The sequence below is a fragment of the Mesorhizobium sp. KR9-304 genome, from assembly GCF_040049215.1.
Taxonomy (GTDB): domain Bacteria; phylum Pseudomonadota; class Alphaproteobacteria; order Rhizobiales; family Rhizobiaceae; genus Mesorhizobium_K.
Genome location: NZ_JBDZDN010000002.1, coordinates 543,081 through 558,091, shown reverse-complemented (window position 1 = coordinate 558,091; position 15,011 = coordinate 543,081). Strand labels below are relative to the sequence as shown.

15 protein-coding genes are annotated in these 15,011 nt (G+C 65.0%); 10 read left to right on the top strand and 5 right to left on the bottom strand.

All coding sequences use genetic code 11. The annotated features are described in order from the left end of the window. The first annotated feature begins 64 nt into the window (after positions 1 to 64). The gene (locus ABLE71_RS14975) at positions 65 to 685 is read left to right on the top strand and encodes an isoprenylcysteine carboxylmethyltransferase family protein (RefSeq protein WP_348784228.1); all 621 of its coding nucleotides are present in this window, start codon (positions 65 to 67) and stop codon (positions 683 to 685) included. Positions 686 to 691: 6 nt separating this feature from the next. Here the strand turns inward: ABLE71_RS14975 and cbiB are convergent, their stop codons facing one another. Beyond that, positions 692 to 1,657, bottom strand: a complete 966-nt coding sequence (cbiB, locus tag ABLE71_RS14970) for an adenosylcobinamide-phosphate synthase CbiB (RefSeq protein ID WP_348784227.1) — start codon at positions 1,655 to 1,657, stop codon at positions 692 to 694. Between cbiB and cobD the strand changes: the two genes are divergently transcribed. Further along, complete coding sequence (gene cobD / locus ABLE71_RS14965) at positions 1,656 to 2,741, top strand: threonine-phosphate decarboxylase CobD (RefSeq protein ID WP_348784226.1); 1,086 nt, start codon at positions 1,656 to 1,658, stop codon at positions 2,739 to 2,741. The two genes, cbiB and cobD, sit on opposite strands and share 2 nt — an antisense overlap. Next, a complete protein-coding gene (locus ABLE71_RS14960) occupies positions 2,738 to 3,247 on the top strand; it encodes a tyrosine phosphatase family protein (RefSeq protein WP_348784225.1) in 510 nt (169 codons plus the stop codon). The genes cobD and ABLE71_RS14960 overlap by 4 nt, the downstream gene beginning before the upstream one ends. 50 nt (positions 3,248 to 3,297) lie before the next feature. On the opposite strand, the gene ABLE71_RS14955 is transcribed toward ABLE71_RS14960, so the two are convergent. Then, on the bottom strand, positions 3,298 to 4,095 hold the full coding sequence (locus ABLE71_RS14955; RefSeq protein ID WP_348784224.1) for a creatininase family protein: 798 nt from the start codon (positions 4,093 to 4,095) through the stop codon (positions 3,298 to 3,300). 61 nt (positions 4,096 to 4,156) lie between these two features. Then, positions 4,157 to 4,540, bottom strand: a complete 384-nt coding sequence (locus tag ABLE71_RS14950) for a RidA family protein (protein WP_348784223.1) — start codon at positions 4,538 to 4,540, stop codon at positions 4,157 to 4,159. A gap of 240 nt (positions 4,541 to 4,780) precedes the next feature. On the opposite strand from ABLE71_RS14950, the gene ABLE71_RS14945 reads away from it, so the two are divergent. Genes ABLE71_RS14945 through ABLE71_RS14915 form a run of 7 tightly spaced genes read left to right on the top strand, consistent with a single transcriptional unit; the run spans position 4,781 to position 11,373 of the window. Beyond that, complete coding sequence (locus ABLE71_RS14945; RefSeq protein WP_348784222.1) at positions 4,781 to 5,782, top strand: ABC transporter substrate-binding protein; 1,002 nt, start codon at positions 4,781 to 4,783, stop codon at positions 5,780 to 5,782. A gap of 32 nt (positions 5,783 to 5,814) precedes the next feature. Further along, on the top strand, positions 5,815 to 6,618 hold the full coding sequence (locus ABLE71_RS14940) for an ABC transporter ATP-binding protein (protein ID WP_348784221.1): 804 nt from the start codon (positions 5,815 to 5,817) through the stop codon (positions 6,616 to 6,618). Then, positions 6,605 to 7,462 (top strand): ABC transporter permease, encoded by an 858-nt coding sequence (locus tag ABLE71_RS14935; protein WP_348784220.1) that lies wholly within the window; start codon positions 6,605 to 6,607, stop codon positions 7,460 to 7,462. The genes ABLE71_RS14940 and ABLE71_RS14935 overlap by 14 nt, the downstream gene beginning before the upstream one ends. Positions 7,463 to 7,479: 17 nt before the next feature. After that, the gene (locus ABLE71_RS14930; protein ID WP_348784219.1) at positions 7,480 to 8,781 is read left to right on the top strand and encodes a cytosine deaminase; all 1,302 of its coding nucleotides are present in this window, start codon (positions 7,480 to 7,482) and stop codon (positions 8,779 to 8,781) included. After that, entirely contained in the window at positions 8,781 to 10,184 is a 1,404-nt protein-coding gene (locus tag ABLE71_RS14925; protein WP_348784218.1) for an FAD-binding oxidoreductase, read from the top strand. The genes ABLE71_RS14930 and ABLE71_RS14925 overlap by 1 nt, the downstream gene beginning before the upstream one ends. Before the next feature lie 10 nt (positions 10,185 to 10,194). Further along, positions 10,195 to 10,776 (top strand): NAD(P)H-dependent oxidoreductase, encoded by a 582-nt coding sequence (locus ABLE71_RS14920; protein WP_348784217.1) that lies wholly within the window; start codon positions 10,195 to 10,197, stop codon positions 10,774 to 10,776. Positions 10,777 to 10,788: 12 nt separating this feature from the next. Beyond that, complete coding sequence (locus tag ABLE71_RS14915) at positions 10,789 to 11,373, top strand: NAD(P)H-dependent oxidoreductase (protein WP_348784216.1); 585 nt, start codon at positions 10,789 to 10,791, stop codon at positions 11,371 to 11,373. Positions 11,374 to 11,381: 8 nt separating this feature from the next. Here ABLE71_RS14915 and ABLE71_RS14910 read toward each other — a convergent pair whose 3' ends face one another. Together ABLE71_RS14910 and ABLE71_RS14905 are read right to left on the bottom strand one after the other, a co-directional pair. Next, positions 11,382 to 13,826, bottom strand: a complete 2,445-nt coding sequence (locus ABLE71_RS14910; protein ID WP_348784215.1) for an FAD-dependent oxidoreductase — start codon at positions 13,824 to 13,826, stop codon at positions 11,382 to 11,384. A 3-nt stretch (positions 13,827 to 13,829) separates the two neighbouring features. After that, entirely contained in the window at positions 13,830 to 15,011 is a 1,182-nt protein-coding gene (locus tag ABLE71_RS14905) for a pyridoxal phosphate-dependent aminotransferase (protein WP_348784214.1), read from the bottom strand.

Below are 15,011 nucleotides of genomic sequence, written 5' to 3'. Positions count from 1 at the left end.
GCGAATGGGCTAAAGATTCGCCGCAAATTCTTGACGATATCGAGCGCGCAACGGGGACGGCGACATGCCTATCGTGTTCGATCTGGTCGGCCAGCAGTGGCAGCGCAAAATCATCGTCCTGATCGTTGCCCTCCTGGGTATCTGTCTGCTCATGGCCAGCGGCTCCGTCTTGCCTGAAAACAATCTCTGGCACGAGGCGATCGAACGAGGCGGCGTCTTCTTTGTCCTGACGGGAATCGTGGGGCGCACGTGGTGCTCGATGTATATCGGCGGCCACAAGCTGCGTAGACTTGTGACCGAAGGCCCGTATTCGCTGACCCGCAATCCGCTTTACCTGTTTTCGGCGATTGCTTCCTTCGGCCTCGGCGCTCAACTCGGCAGCATAGTTTTTGCTCTGCTTTGTACGGCCGCAACGATAGCCATCTTTCTTATCGTGATCAGGCACGAAGAGCGGGCTCTGGCCGGTCTCTTCCCGGCCGAATACGCCACATACAAGGCACACGTGCCACGGCTGATGCCGTCATTCCGCAGCTGGCAGGACGCGGAAGAGATACCCGTTCAGCCGGCCTTGGTTTATCGGACATTCTGGGACGCGATGTTTTTCCTATTCGCCATACCGGCACTCAAAGGTTTGGAAAGCCTGCGGGACGTATGGCTGATTGCGCCTGTTTTTCGGTTCTACTGATAGCGGTCACGCCAACAGCGCAATCCCGACGACCGCCAGCGTCACCATCAGCAGCACATCCGCCATCCAGAACAGCCGCAGCGCCCGCCTGATATCTGCCGCGGTCACCTCGCGCCGTCCGCCTTCGCCCATGAAGGCGTAGTCGCCCGTCACGCCGCCGTAGCTTCTAGGCCCGGCAAGCGCGATACCGAGCGCGCCAGCCATCGCCGCCTCCGGCCAGCCGGCGTTGGGCGAGCGGTGCTTCTTCGCGTCGCGCCATACGGCGCGCCATGCCGCGTTTGCGTCCATTCCGGGCAGGATCGCGGCAGCCGCGACGATCAGCAGTGCGGTCAGCCGGGACGCCGGCAGGTTGATCAGGTCGTCGAAGCGCGCGGCCGCCCAGCCAAAGGCCTCGTGCCTTGTTGTCCTGTGCCCGATCATGGAATCGGCGGTGTTGGCAGCCTTGTAGGCAGCGCCGCCGGCCAGCCCGCCGACCGCCATCCAGAATGCCGGCGCGACCACGCCGTCTGAGAAATTTTCCGCCAGGCTCTCGATCGCCGCGCGCGACACGGCCGCCCGGTCGAGGTTTTCCGGATCGCGTCCGACGATTTTCGACACAGCCTCGCGCCCTGCCGCCAGCCCGCCCGTGTCGAGAGCCTTCGCGACTGCCTCGACATGGTCGGCGAGGCTCTTTTGCGCAAGTAGGGTCGTGCCAAGCGCGATGGCGACAAAGATGCCGAGTGGGTTGAGCAGAAGCAGCCTCTCGAGCCCGTAGGCGATAGCTGCCGGAACCGCTACGATCGCGATCAGTGCAGCCACTCCGCAAAGGCGACGCTTGCCGTCGCTGTCCGTCGCGCGGTTGAGCCGGCGGTCGATAAAGGATATCAGGCAGCCGATCCAGGTGACCGGGTGGCCGATCGCGCGATACAGGCGATCCGGGTAACCGAGCTTCGCCTCGACAGCGAGTGACAGGAAGGCGATCAGGACGGACATGGACGTTCCGGCGAAGGCAATTGCGGCGGTGGCCGATCACGGCGGCAGTCTAGGCCGCGCGCGGTCGCTGTTCCCGCACGTGCCGCAGCCCTGGATCGACCTCTCCACCGGGATCAATCCGCACTCCTATCCGCTTTTCGACCTGCCTGCCACCGCGTTGACACGCCTGCCGGAGGTCTCCAGTGCAGGTAGGCTCCAAGCCGCTGCCACCGTCGCGTACGGCGCGCCTTCGCCGCTCCAAGTGGCTCTCGCGCCCGGCACGCAGATCCTGCTGCCGCGCGTGTTTTCGCTGGTGAAGCCCGGCCGCGCGGTCATCCTCGGGCCGACCTACGCCGAGCATCGGCGCACCGCCTCTCTTTGCGGCCACGCTGCCGTCGAGGTTCGCGAATTTTCCGCGCTCGCCGACGCCGACCTTGCGGTGGTCGTCAACCCGAACAATCCGGACGGGCGCGTGGTTTCCCGTGCCGACCTGCTGGCGCTCGCCGAAACATTGCGCCGGCGCGGCGGCCTGCTGGTCGTCGACGAGGCCTTCATGGATGTAGGCCCGCGCGAGGACTCGCTTTGCGGCGATGTGGGAGAGGGCGGCATCGTCGTGCTGCGCTCGTTTGGTAAATTCTTCGGCCTCGCCGGCGTTCGGCTCGGTTTCGCGGTGGCCGCGCCGGCCATCGCCGAAAGGCTCGACGCCGAGTTCGGGCCGTGGTCGGTTTCCGGTCCCGCGTTGGAATACGGCATCCGTGCGCTCGCCGATCTCACTTGGCAGGACGCGATGCGCAAGCGTCTGACCTCGGACGCTGCGCGCCTCGATGCGGTGCTTGCCGCGCATGGCGTGATCGTCGACGGCGGCACGAGCCTTTTCCGCCACGTCACCGCCGCCGATGCAGCCGGCCTGTCCGACGCTCTGGGCCATAGCGGCATCCTTGTCCGAAATTTCGCCGACCGTCCGGACGAGCTTCGTTTCGGCCTGCCCGGCAATGAAGCCGAATGGCAGCGCCTCCGGGCCACGCTCGCGGCATGGGGCGAAGGAACCGCCGTTGGGGGAGGCGCCGTTCGCGCCGCCCCAAAAGCTGTAGGCGGGTCGCGATGATCTGGGTTTGCCCGCTCTCGAAGGTCGAAGCCACGGTGACCTCCACGCAGGCCGACCGTCTTCTCTCGCTGCTCGCCCCGGGCACCATGATGACCAGACCGGCCATGATTGCCGAGCACAACCATTTGTGGTTGTCGCTGCACGACATCGCCGAGCCGCAGGAGAACATGACGCTGCCGGGCCGCCTGCACATGAAGGCCCTGCTGGACTTCGCCGAGAGTTGGGACCGGGCGAAGCCGCTGGTTGTCAATTGTTATGCGGGGATCAGCCGCTCGACCGCCTCGGCCTACATCATCGCGGCCGCGCTGCAGCCCTCGCGCGATGAACAGGAACTCGCGCAGACGCTCCGCATGGCATCGCCGAGCGCCACGCCCAATCCGCGCCTGATTGCGCTCGCCGATGCCATGCTGGACCGCCGGGGTCGCATGGTCGAAGCGATCCGGTCGATCGGCCGCGGCGCCGAGGCGTTCGAAGGCGTGCCCTTCTCCCTCGAGATCGGCCGGTAGTCGCGCCCGATCGTCGCCAAGCTTTACCTCGGCTCGCAAATACGAAGGGCCTACTTCAGCCACTCCGCGAGCCGCGCCTTCCTGACATCCCTCAGCAGCTGGATAAACCCATCTGCCTGATGCTCGGCCGTCAGCCGGCCCTTCTCCGCCGTCGCGCGCGAGGCTTCACCGACCACGCCATGCGGATTGAGGTCGGGCGCGATCCAGGCGAAGGCATGCATGCCGGTCGGGCGCAGCAGCTCGAACTCCCGTTCCGCACGCTCGACGCTCGACTCGAAATCCTCGGCCTTTGTCATGTCGACGAGGTCCGGCCGGAAATGCAGCATGACGGACGTCTCGAAATCTCCGCCGTGGATGCCGAACCGGTCCTCGATCTCGCTGTAGAGCCCGGCCGGCCGGCCGAAGCGCGACCAGCTGGTCTTCACCGCCAGCATGCCGAAGCGCACCCGCAACTCGCGCGTCACAATTCCCATGATCTCCTCATTGCCGCCATGCGAATTGACGACGACAAGCTTCTTCAAGCCGGCACGCGCGACCGACGCACCAAGCTCCGTCCACGCTTCGACCAGCGTCGTTGCCGGCTGCGTCAGGGTGCCCGGTGCATGCACATGCTCGTTGGATTTGCCGACCGACTGGACGGGCAGGATGCGGATGTCGAGATCGTCGGGCAGCCGCGCGATCACCGTCTCCAGCATGCCGCCCATGATCGTCGCGTCGGTCGACACAGGCAGATGCGGCCCATGCTGCTCGATCGCGGCGACCGGAAGCACCGCGATGGTCTTCTCCGGGTCGATCGCCGCATAGGCGGTCGTCGGAAAATCGCCCCACCAGACTTTTCTTCGCGCCACGCTTGCCTCTCCTTGATGCTGCCGGTTTGTAGAGTGCCGGCCCCGCGCCCGCAACAGCCGGCTACCCCGCCGCGATGACCTCGATCTCGACCTTGAACTCGGGCCGGGTGAACCCCGACACGATCATCAGCGTCGAAGCCGGCGGCGGATCGGCGACCACCCTGTCGCGAACCGTCATGTAGGGCTTCATGTAAGCCCGGTCGGTCACGAACGCATTTATGCGCACCAAATTCTTCAGGCCGAGCCCGGCTTCCGCCAGCACCGCCTCTATGTTGGCGAAGCAGATTTCGGCCTGCGCGGCCGCGTCTTCGGGGATCGAATCGTCGGGCCCGACGCCGAGCTGGCCGGAACAGACGACCAGCCGCCTCCCGGCTGGCACCTCGACGCCGTGGCTGTATTTCGCGAAGGGCGGTCGTAGCGATTTCGGCGTCAGGAACTTGAACATCGGCATCTCCTCTGCCGACAATGGTAGGGCGGCGGTACGCCTGGCATCAAGCGGCAGCATCGTATTCCGGCAACATGGACTCGCGCCCGAAAAATAGGCACCATGCACGCCGAACGGCATGGCGATCGGCTCTTTCCGCTTCACGGAAAGGGGGGCAGCCAGTGGCACATGTCTTGCTTTGAGAACCAAGGTGTCGAATTCCGCGCGCGGGTTGCGCGAGGACAATCAGAGGGTGACGTCATGAACAGGCTTCTTACGATTTCCACGGCGGCTTTCGCCATCTCCGCGGCCACGGCCACCACCGCCTTTGCCGTTCCGGTGACCTTCATGTCCAACTGGCTCGCCCAGGCCGAGCACGGCGGCTACTATCAGTCGGTCGCCGACGGCACCTACGCCGCCTGCGGGCTGGAGGTCACGATCCAGCAGGGCGGTCCACAGGTCGCCGGCCGGCCGTTGCTTCTCGCCGGCAAGATCGATTTCTACATGGGCGGCAACATGCAGCAGGCATTCGACGCCGTGGTGCAGAACATTCCGCTGCGGGTCGTCGCCGCCTCCTTCCAGAAGGAGCCGCAGGTTCTGATGACCCATCCCGGCCAGGGTCTCGACACGTGGGAGGATCTGAAGAACGCGGACCAGTACATCCTCAGCGACGAGGGCGCGCAAAGCTTCCTGCTATGGATGGCGACCGAGTTCGGTTTCGATCCCGCGAAGCGCGTGCCCTACACGTTCAACCCCGCTCCATTCCTCGCAAACAAGAAGTCCGCCCAGCAGGGTTATGTGACGTCCGAGCCCTATGCGGTCGAGAAGGAAGGCGGCTTCGTGCCCAATCAGTTCCTGCTTGCCGACTACGGCTACGACACCTACTCGACCACCATAGAGACGATGCAGGACACGATCGACAAGCGTCCCGAGGTCGTCCAGTGCTTCGTCGATGGCACCGCCAAGGGCTGGTACAACTATCTCTACGGCGACAACAAGGCCGCCAACGAGGCGATCAAGAAGGACAATCCTGATATCACCGACGAGCAGATCGCCTTCTCCATCGCCCAGATGAAGAAGTTCGGCATCGTCGATTCGGGCGATACGGAAAAGCTCGGCATCGGCGCCATGACAGACGCGCGCATCCAGAGTTTCTACGACAAGATGGTGAAGGCCAAGGTGCTGCCCGAAGGCATCGACATCAAGAAGTCCTACACGCTTGCGTTCGTCAACAAGGGCGTCGGCCTCGACCTGAAGAAGTAATCCCGGGTCGCATGCTGCAGGAGATGAGGGCTATGGCCGGCGAAGCGCCGGGCGGGGGTGAAAAACCCCTGCTCGTCCTGCGCGACGTCGGAAAAAGCTTCTCCAACGGCGTCACCGCGCTGCGCAATGTCGACTTGGCGATCGGGCAGGGCGATTTCGTCAGCCTGCTCGGACCTTCGGGTTGCGGCAAGTCGACGGCGCTGCGCCTGATCGCGGGTCTGTCGACGCCGACGACCGGCCTACTCGACTGGCGCGGCGACGCGCGGGGCCGCGCCGACATCGGCTTCGTGTTCCAGGAGCCGACCCTGCTTCCCTGGGCCACTGTCTTCGACAATGTCTGGCTGCCGCTGCGCCTGCGCGGCGTCTCGCGTGACAAGGCGACGCCTGCGATCAAGGAGATGATCGAACGCGTGCATCTCACCGGCTTCGAGAACGCCATGCCGCGCGAACTTTCCGGCGGCATGAAGATGCGCGTCTCGATCGCGCGAGGGCTGGTGACCAAGCCGCGCCTGCTCCTGATGGACGAGCCTTTCGCGGCGCTCGACGAGATCACCCGCTTCAGGCTCAACGACGACTTGCTCGATCTCTGGCAGGACGAACGCTTCACCGTCGTCTTCGTCACCCACAGCGTCTTCGAGAGCGTCTTCCTGTCCAACCGCATCGTCGTCATGGCGGCGCGGCCCGGCCGCGTTTTCCGCGAGATATCAGTCGATGCTCCCTATCCGCGCGACGACGCGTTTCGCACGTCGCCCGACTATGCCGCGCTCTGCCGCGAGGCGTCGGGCGTGCTCGGCGAGGCGATCACGCTTGGCGGAGGTCTTGATGACGGCCATTGAGCCGGGCGCGGCTGCGATCCCGCTCGACCCGGAAGAGGCGCGGCGCGTCCGCGCGGCGCGGCTGGAGCGCATCGGCAAATGGGTGCTGCCGCTCGTCATCATGATCGTCGCCATATGGCTCTGGGACCGCATCTGCGTCTGGAACGAGATCCCGCGCTACATCCTGCCGCGTCCGGGCGAAGTGCTTGCGACGCTCTACACCGACGCCGGCCTCCTGTTCGGCTCGCTGCTGGTGACGCTGCGCATCACCTTCCTCGGCCTCGCGCTGGCGGTTGCCGGCGGCGTTGGCCTCGCCGTTCTGTTCGCCCAGTCGAAATGGGTGGAGATGTCGTTCTTTCCCTTCGCCGTCATCCTGCAGGTGACGCCGATCGTGGCGGTTTTCCCGCTCATCAACATCTATGTGGACAACCAGACGGCCAAGCTTCTGCTCTGCGCCTGGATCGTCGCTTTCTTCCCGATCCTCTCCAACACGACGCTCGGGCTGAACTCCGTCGACCGCAACCTCATCGACCTGTTCAAGCTCAACGGCGCGACGCGCTGGCAGCAGCTCTGGCATCTCAGGCTGCCGGCAGCCATGCCCTATTTCCTCGGCGGCCTGAAGATCGCCGGCGGCCTGTCGCTCATCGGCGCGGTGGTAGCCGAATTCGTGGCCGGTTCCACAGGCCAGTCATCGGGGCTTGCCTCGCGCATCATCGAGGCCGGCTACCGCCTGAACGCGCCGCGCCTCTTCGCCGCGTTGATCCTGATCTCCTTCACCGGCATCGTGATCTTTCTCGTGCTGTCGCTCGCCTCGCATCTCATCCTGCGCCGCTGGCACGAGAGCGCGCTGAAGCAGGAGCGGTGAAACTTCCGGAAATGACAATGCCGCTCGTTCCAGCCTCCGGCCCCTACACGCTCTCCCGCGCGCGACTGCATGCCTCGCTGACGCCGAGCCTCGCCGCACCGGCCGACGCCGACGGCTTCTTCCTCGCCGACATCGCTGTTTCCGGCGGCAAGATAGCCTCGATCACCCCCCACGATCCCGCCGTTCCAGCCGCCATCGATCTTGCCTGTCGCATCGTTCTGCCCTGTTTCGTCGACTGCCACACCCATATCGACAAGGGCCACATCTGGCCGCGAAAACCCAATCCGGACGGCTCCTTCATGGGCGCGCTCAATGCAACAGGCGAGGATCGCGCTGCCCGCTGGGATGCTGCCGACGTATCCCGCCGCATGGATTTTTCGCTGCGCTCGGCCTACGCCCATGGCACCAAGGCGATCCGCACACATCTCGACAGCGTCGCCCCGCAGGAAACCATATCCTGGCCGGTCTTCGAACAGATGCGCGAACGCTGGGCCGGCCGGATCGAGCTGCAGGCCGCGTGTCTCACCGGCATCGAAGCCGCGCGCGACCGGGCATGGTTCGCGGCGCTGGCGAAGCGCGTTGCCGCCGCCAAGGGCGTGCTCGGCTGCGTGAGCTACATGCTGCCCGATCTCGAGGAACTGCTCGACTTCGTCTTTTCGCTCGCCATCGAGCACGGCCTCGACCTCGACTTCCATGCCGACGAAACCGATGACGTGTCTGCCATCTCGCTGAAAAAGATCGGGGAGGCTGCCCTGTGGAACAATTTCCAGGGCAAGATACTCGTCGGCCATTGCTGTTCGCTGGCGCGCCAGCCGGACCGCGATGTGCTCGACACGCTGGACAAGGTGGCGAAGGCCGGGCTCGCGGTCGTCTCGCTGCCGATGTGCAACCTCTATCTGCAGGACCGCCGCCACAACGGCACGACGCCGCGTTGGCGCGGCGTGACGCTGCTGCACGAGATGAGCGCGCGCGGCATTCCGGTCGCGGTCGCCTCCGACAATACGCGCGATCCCTTCTACGCCTATGGCGACCTCGACATGCTGGAGGTTTACCGGATGGCGACGCGTATTTTGCATTTCGACCATCCGGTCGGCGACTGGCCGAAGGCGGTCGCCTCGACCCCCGCCGGGATCATGCGGCTCGACGGCGCCGGAGTGCTCGCCGCCGGCGGCCCCGCCGATTTCATCGTTTTCAAGGGCAGAAGCTGGACGGAATTGCTGTCGCGCCCCGAATCGGATCGCATCGTGGTGCGCGACGGCCGGGCGATCGAGCGCGACCTGCCGGACTATGCCGAGCTCGACGATCTGATGGGGGCCTGATGGACATTGAAGCGCTGAAAGCGGATCTTTCCGGGCTGAAGATCGAGGACAACCCGAAGATCGTCCAGCAGAAGAGCCGCGACTTCTACTGGTACAGCCCGGTGCTCAAGCGCCAGCTCGACCATGTCACCGCCGACCTTGTCGTCTCGCCGAAAAGCGAGGCCGAAGTCATCCGCGTGCTCGCCGCCTGCCACCGCCACGGCGTGCCCGTCACGCCGCGCGGCACCGGCACCGGCAATTATGGCCAGGCCATGCCGCTGTCGGGCGGCGTCGTGCTCAGCCTCGCCGAGATGAACGCCGTCACCGCGATCTCGACCGGGCGCGTAGTCGCCGGTCCGGGCGCGATCGTCGCCGACATCGACCGCGCCACGCGGGCCCATTCGGGGCAGGAGCTGCGGCTCCACCCGTCAACCTACGCCACCGCCTCGATCGGCGGCTTCATCGCCGGCGGCTCGGGCGGCGTCGGCTCGATCAATTTTGGCGGCTTGCGCGATTTCGGCAACGTGCTTCGCCTGCGCGTCGTCACCATGGAGGCGGAGCCTCGCGTGCTCGAACTCACCGGAGAGGACCTGCACAAGGTCACCCACGCCTACGGCACCAACGGCATCATCACCGAGGTCGAGATGCCGCTGACGGCATCCTACGACTGGGTCGACGTCATTGTCGGCTTCGACAGCTTCATGGGCGCGGCGCGCTACGGCAACGCGCTCGCCTGCCAGGACGGCCTGCTCACCAAGCTGGTCACGCCGATCGCCGCACCCGTTCCCTGGCTCTACTTCAAGCGGCACCAGAAATTCCTTAGGGAAGGCCAGAGCATCTGCGTCGTCATGGTCGCGCCGCATTCGCTCGACGCCTTCCTCGCCTTCACGCGCCGCGCCGGCGGTGAGGTCGTTTACAACTCGGCCACCGCTTCGGACGAAGACAAGAAGGGTCTGCCGCCCGCCTACGAGCTTGCCTGGAACCACACGACGCTGCGCGCGCTGCGCGTCGATCCTGCGATGACCTACCTCCAGTCGCTCTACCCGTTCCCCGGCCATCTCGCGCTGATCGAAAAGATCGACGGTCTCTTCCCCGGCGAAGTCTTCTCGCATCTCGAATTCGTGCGCTTCGACGGCAACATCACCGCTTTCGGGCTGAACCTCGTGCGTTTCACCACCGAGCAGCGGCTCGACGAGATCATCCGCACTTTCGAGGCGAGCGGCTGCCCGATCTTCAACCCGCACCGCTACACGCTGGAGGAGGGCGGCATGAAGCAGACCGACGAGATCCAGCTCGCCTTCAAGCGCGAGGCGGACCCGCAAGGCCTGCTCAACCCCGGCAAGATGATCGCCTGGGAAAATCCCTCTTACGACTTCCGTTCCGGCAAGGTGTTTTTGTTCAAGGGGCTGGAGAAGGCCTCATGACGGCAACGGCATGAAAATCCTCGTCCTCTACGCCCATCCCGTCGAAACAAGCTTCAATGCCGCGCTCCACCGGACAATCGTCGAGCGCCTGACCGCCGCCGGCCATGCCGTCGACGATCTGGACCTCTACGCCGAGGACTTCGATCCACGCCTCACCCGGGCCGAGCGGCTCGCCTATCACGATCCGCGCGGACCATATGAAGCCATCGATCCCTATGTCCGCCGCCTGCTTGCGGCCGAAGCCATCGTGCTCTCGTTTCCGGTCTGGAATTACGGTTTTCCCGCCATCCTCAAGGGCTTCTTCGACCGCGTCTTCCTGCCGGGCGTGTCGTTCCGCATGGTCGACGGCAAGGCGACGCCCAGCCTCCACAACATCCGCAAGGTGGCGGCCGTCACCACCTATGGCGGCAGCTGGTTTCGCGCCGTGCTGATGGGCAATCCGCCGAAAAAGCTGATCCACCGGATGCTGCGCCTGACGGTCAAGCCCGGCGCGCCGGTTTCCTATCTCGCGCATTATTCCATGAACCTCTCGACACCGCAGTCGAGGGAAAAGTTCATGGCGAAGGTCGCGGCGAAGATGGATTCTTTCTGATGAGGTGCCCCAATGAGATGCCTGGTCGTCTACTGCCACCCGGTACCGGAGAGTTTCAGCGCGGCGGTCCGCGACACCGTTCTCGCCGCGCTGTCGTCGCGCGGCTGCGAAGTCAGGCTGGTTGACCTCTACGCCGAAGGATTCGATCCGGTAGTAGGCGCCGACGAACGCCGCCATATGGATCGCGCGCCGACCGATCCGAAACTCGCGCCTCATATCGAAAACCTCAAATGGGCACAGGCGATCCTGTTCGTTTATCCGACGTGGTGGTACGGGCTGCCGGCCATGCTGAAAGGCTGGCTCGACCGTGTCTGGGCGACCGATGTCGCCTTCAAGCTGCCGCCCGACGGCGGCCGCATCGTTTCGCTCGTCCCGCATATCGGCCGCGTTGGCGTCGTCACCACGTGCGGCGCGGCATGGTGGATTTCCATGCTCATGGGCCAGCCCGGCCGCAAGACCATCCTGCGCGGCCTACGCGCGCTCTGCGCTCCGCGCACCCGCACGCTCTACCTCGCGCATTACGATATGGACAAATCGACGCCCCAATCTCGCGCTGCCTTCCTGGAAAAGGTGAAGCGCAAGCTCGCCGCGTTTTAGGGCGCCGCTTACATCCTCACCCGTTCGGCCTTCGGGTCGTACATCGGCTTCAGGCTGGTCTGCGCCGCAAAGTGCTCGCCCGCGATCTCGACCTCGTAGGACGAGGCCAGCACATCCGCCTCGCTCTCGCCGGGGCAGGGCACGTAGCCCATGCCGATCGCGCTGCCGAGGAAGTGGCCGTAGTTGCCGGAGGTGACCGTGCCGACGATCCGGCCGTCGCGCACCACCGCCTCGTTGTGGAAGAGCAGCGGCTCGGCATCCTTCAACCGGAACTGCACCAGCCGGCGCGACAGTCCGGCCTCGCGCTTCCTGAGCACCGCATCGCGTCCGAGGAAATCGCCCTTGGCTGTCTTCACCGCGAAACCCAGCCCGGCTTCCAGCACGTGATCCTCGTCGGTGATGTCGTGGCCGAAATGGCGGAATGCCTTCTCGATGCGGCAGGAATCCAGCGTGTGCAGCCCGCAGAGTTTCAGCCCGAGATCCGAGCCGGCATCCTCGATCGCCTCGAAGACATGCACTGCCTGCTCGGTCGAGACATAGAGTTCCCAGCCAAGCTCGCCGACATAGGTGACGCGGTGGGCGCGAGCGAGCCCCATGCCTATCTCGATCTCTTGAAACGTTCCGAACGGATTGTTTTCATTCGAGAAATCGTTCGGGCTCACCTTTTGAATCAAGTCCCTGGACTTCGGCCCCATCAGGCAGAGCACGCTCTCTGCCGCCGTCACATCGGTAATGACTACGAACTCATCGCCGACGTGCCGCCTCAGCCAGGCGAGATCGCGCTGCAAAGTCACGCCAGGCACGACGAGGAAGAAGGCCGTCGCCGACAGCCGCGTCACCGTCAGGTCGCTCTCGATGCCGCCTCTCGCATTCAGCATCTGCGTGTAGACGATCCTGCCCGCCGGCACGTCGACATCGTTGGCGCAGAGCCTTTGCAGGAAGGCCAGCGCGTCGCGGCCCTCGACGCGGATTTTTCCGAACGAGGTCATGTCGAACAGGCCGACGCCGTTCCTGATCGCCATGTGCTCTTCGCGCTGGTTGTCGAACCAGTTCTGTCGCTTCCAGCTATAGCGGTATTCGCGTTCCTGACCCGGCTTCGCGAACCAGTTGGCGCGCTCCCAGCCCGCCACCTCGCCGAACACTGCGCCGCGCGCCTTGAGATGTTCGTGGAGGGGGGAACGCCTGACGCCCCGCGCGGACGCCGTCTGCCGGTAGGGGAAGTGGTCGGCATAGAGCAGACCGAGCGTCTCGGTGACGCGCGCCTTCAGGTAGCTGCGGTTCTTCTGGAACGGTTGCGTCCTGCGTATGTCGACCTCCCAGAGGTCGAAGGGAGCCTCACCATCGTTGATCCACTGCGCCAGCGCCATGCCGGCGCCGCCGGAGGAAACGATGCCGATCGAATTATAGCCCGTCGCCATCCAGTAGCCGGCAAGCTCCGGGGCTTCGCCCAGATAATAGCGATCGTCGGGGGTAAAACTCTCGGGACCGTTGAAGAAGGTATGGATGCCGGCTGTCTCCAGCATCGGCATGCGGTTCACGCCCATTTCGAGGATAGGCGCGAAATGCTCCATATCCTCGGGCAACTGGTCGAAGCAGAAATCCTCGCTTATGCCGTCCATGCCCCACGGTTTCGCCACCGGCTCGAAGGCGCCGAGCATCATCTTGCCGGCGTCCTCCTTGTAGTAGGCGCACTCGTCCGGGACCCTCAGCACCGGCAGCCGCGTCAGGCCCGGGATCGGCTCGGTGATCAGGTAAAAATGCTCGCAGGCGTGCAGCGGGATGTTGACGCCGGACATCGCGCCGAGGTCGCGCGCCCACATGCCGGTGCAGTTGATGACGATGTCGGTGTCGATCGTGCCGCGCTCGTCGCCTTGCGTCCATGACACGCCGGCGACGCGGCCGTTCTTCTGATGAACCGCCGTTACCTTCACGCCCTCGAGAATCCTGGCGCCGCGCTGCCTGGCGCCTTTCGCAAGAGCCATCGCGATGTTCGCCGGGTCGCACTGGCCGTCGAGCGGCAGGTGCACCGCACCGACCACGCCGTCGATGTTGACATGCGGATACATCTGCTTGACTTCGGCCGGCGAGATTTCGCGGACATCCACGTCGAAGGCGCGCGCGACCGTGGCCTGCCGGTAGATCTCGTGCTTGCGCTCTTCCGTCAGCGCTACAGTGATCGAACCGACCTGCCGCATGCCGGTGGCGACGCCGGTCTCGGCCTCCAGCTTGACGTAGAGGTCGGCCGAATATTTCGCGAGCCGCGTCATGTTCTGCGAGCCGCGCAACTGGCCGATCAGGCCGGCCGCGTGCCAGGTCGTGCCTGAGGTGAGCTGCTTCCGCTCGAGCAACACCACATCCGTCCAGCCGAGCTTGGTCAGGTGATAGGCGACGGAGCAGCCGGAAACTCCGCCGCCGATGATGACGGCGCGGGCCTTCGAGGGCAGGGCGGCCATCGATCAGGCTGCCTTGCTGCGATAGGAAGAGGCGAAGCGGCGAAGGCGGGCCGCGGCTTCCAGCAGCACGTCGTCCGGCTGGCAGAGGCTGATGCGAATATGTCCCGCGGCCGCGTCGCCAAAGCTCGATCCCGGCATGACGCCGACCTTCTCGGCGTCGAGGAAATCCCAGGCGAATTTCTCGTCGTCGGGTTCGATCGCGCTGACGTCCAGCATGACATACATGCCGCCCTCGGAACCACGCACCGTGATATCGTTCAGCCCGCGGATAGCGTCGAGGAAAGTCTTGCGCCGGCCGTTGTAGATGCCGGCGATCCGCTCGACCCCGTAGTCGTTCTCCAGCGCCTCGATCGCAGCCCGCGACACAAAATCGGTGAGGCCGTATGTGGTCACGAGATTCAGGCTGATGAGCAGCGAGATCATGCTTTCAGGCCCTGTCAGCCAGCCGATGCGCCAGCCGGTCATGCCGTGGCTCTTCGACATCGAGTTGATGACCAGCGTCCGCTCCGCCATGCCGGGCAGGGCGCGCGGCGACACATGATGCCCGCCGCCGAGCGTCCAGTAGACCTCGTCGGAGAGCAGCCAGAGATCGCGGCTGACGCAAAGCTTCGCGATGGCTTCCAGGCACTCCCGAGAGTAGACCGCGCCAGTCGGGTTGTTCGGCGTGTTGATGAGGATCGCCTTCGTGTTCGGTTTCAACGCCGCCTCGATCGCGGCGGCGCGCGGCTGGAAGCCGTCGGTGGCCTGCGCCTCGACCACGGTGAAATCCGCTTCGGCCGCGCGGAACGTGCCGGGATAGGTGGCATAATAGGGTGCCACCACGACCGCGTGATCACCCTTGTCCAGCGTGCCCTGCACTGCTGCGTAGAGCGCCAGCTGTCCGCCGGGCGCGGCGATTATCTCGGACGCGCTGGTCTGCACCCCGGTGCAGCGCGTCGAAATTTTCGCCATCGCCTCGCGCAGGCGCGGCAGTCCGGCAAGCTGCGTATAATGGTGATGGCCAGACCGCACCGCCGTCACGCAGGCTTCGACGGTTTCGGCAGGCGTGTCGAAATCATGGTCGCCGACCGACAGCATGATGATCGGCTCGCCCGCCTGTTTGCGGGTCATCGCGGCGAAATGCACTTCCCAGCCGCTCTTGCCGGCGGGGACGATGCCGCCGAGACGTTTCGATGGTGTCGGCAT

What these genes read in the sequence shown, in the direction of transcription:
- ABLE71_RS14975 (WP_348784228.1), top strand. Translation starts at nt 65, where the DNA reads ATGCCTATCGTGTTCGATCTGGTCGGCCAGCAGTGGCAGCGCAAAATC.
- cobD (WP_348784226.1), top strand. Translation starts at nt 1,656, where the DNA reads ATGGACGTTCCGGCGAAGGCAATTGCGGCGGTGGCCGATCACGGCGGC.
- cbiB (WP_348784227.1), bottom strand. Translation starts at nt 1,657, where the DNA reads ATGTCCGTCCTGATCGCCTTCCTGTCACTCGCTGTCGAGGCGAAGCTC.
- ABLE71_RS14960 (WP_348784225.1), top strand. Translation starts at nt 2,738, where the DNA reads ATGATCTGGGTTTGCCCGCTCTCGAAGGTCGAAGCCACGGTGACCTCC.
- ABLE71_RS14950 (WP_348784223.1), bottom strand. Translation starts at nt 4,540, where the DNA reads ATGTTCAAGTTCCTGACGCCGAAATCGCTACGACCGCCCTTCGCGAAA.
- ABLE71_RS14945 (WP_348784222.1), top strand. Translation starts at nt 4,781, where the DNA reads ATGAACAGGCTTCTTACGATTTCCACGGCGGCTTTCGCCATCTCCGCG.
- ABLE71_RS14940 (WP_348784221.1), top strand. Translation starts at nt 5,815, where the DNA reads ATGGCCGGCGAAGCGCCGGGCGGGGGTGAAAAACCCCTGCTCGTCCTG.
- ABLE71_RS14935 (WP_348784220.1), top strand. Translation starts at nt 6,605, where the DNA reads ATGACGGCCATTGAGCCGGGCGCGGCTGCGATCCCGCTCGACCCGGAA.
- ABLE71_RS14930 (WP_348784219.1), top strand. Translation starts at nt 7,480, where the DNA reads ATGCCGCTCGTTCCAGCCTCCGGCCCCTACACGCTCTCCCGCGCGCGA.
- ABLE71_RS14925 (WP_348784218.1), top strand. Translation starts at nt 8,781, where the DNA reads ATGGACATTGAAGCGCTGAAAGCGGATCTTTCCGGGCTGAAGATCGAG.
- ABLE71_RS14920 (WP_348784217.1), top strand. Translation starts at nt 10,195, where the DNA reads ATGAAAATCCTCGTCCTCTACGCCCATCCCGTCGAAACAAGCTTCAAT.
- ABLE71_RS14915 (WP_348784216.1), top strand. Translation starts at nt 10,789, where the DNA reads ATGAGATGCCTGGTCGTCTACTGCCACCCGGTACCGGAGAGTTTCAGC.
- ABLE71_RS14910 (WP_348784215.1), bottom strand. Translation starts at nt 13,826, where the DNA reads ATGGCCGCCCTGCCCTCGAAGGCCCGCGCCGTCATCATCGGCGGCGGA.
- ABLE71_RS14905 (WP_348784214.1), bottom strand. Translation starts at nt 15,011, where the DNA reads ATGCCGACACCATCGAAACGTCTCGGCGGCATCGTCCCCGCCGGCAAG.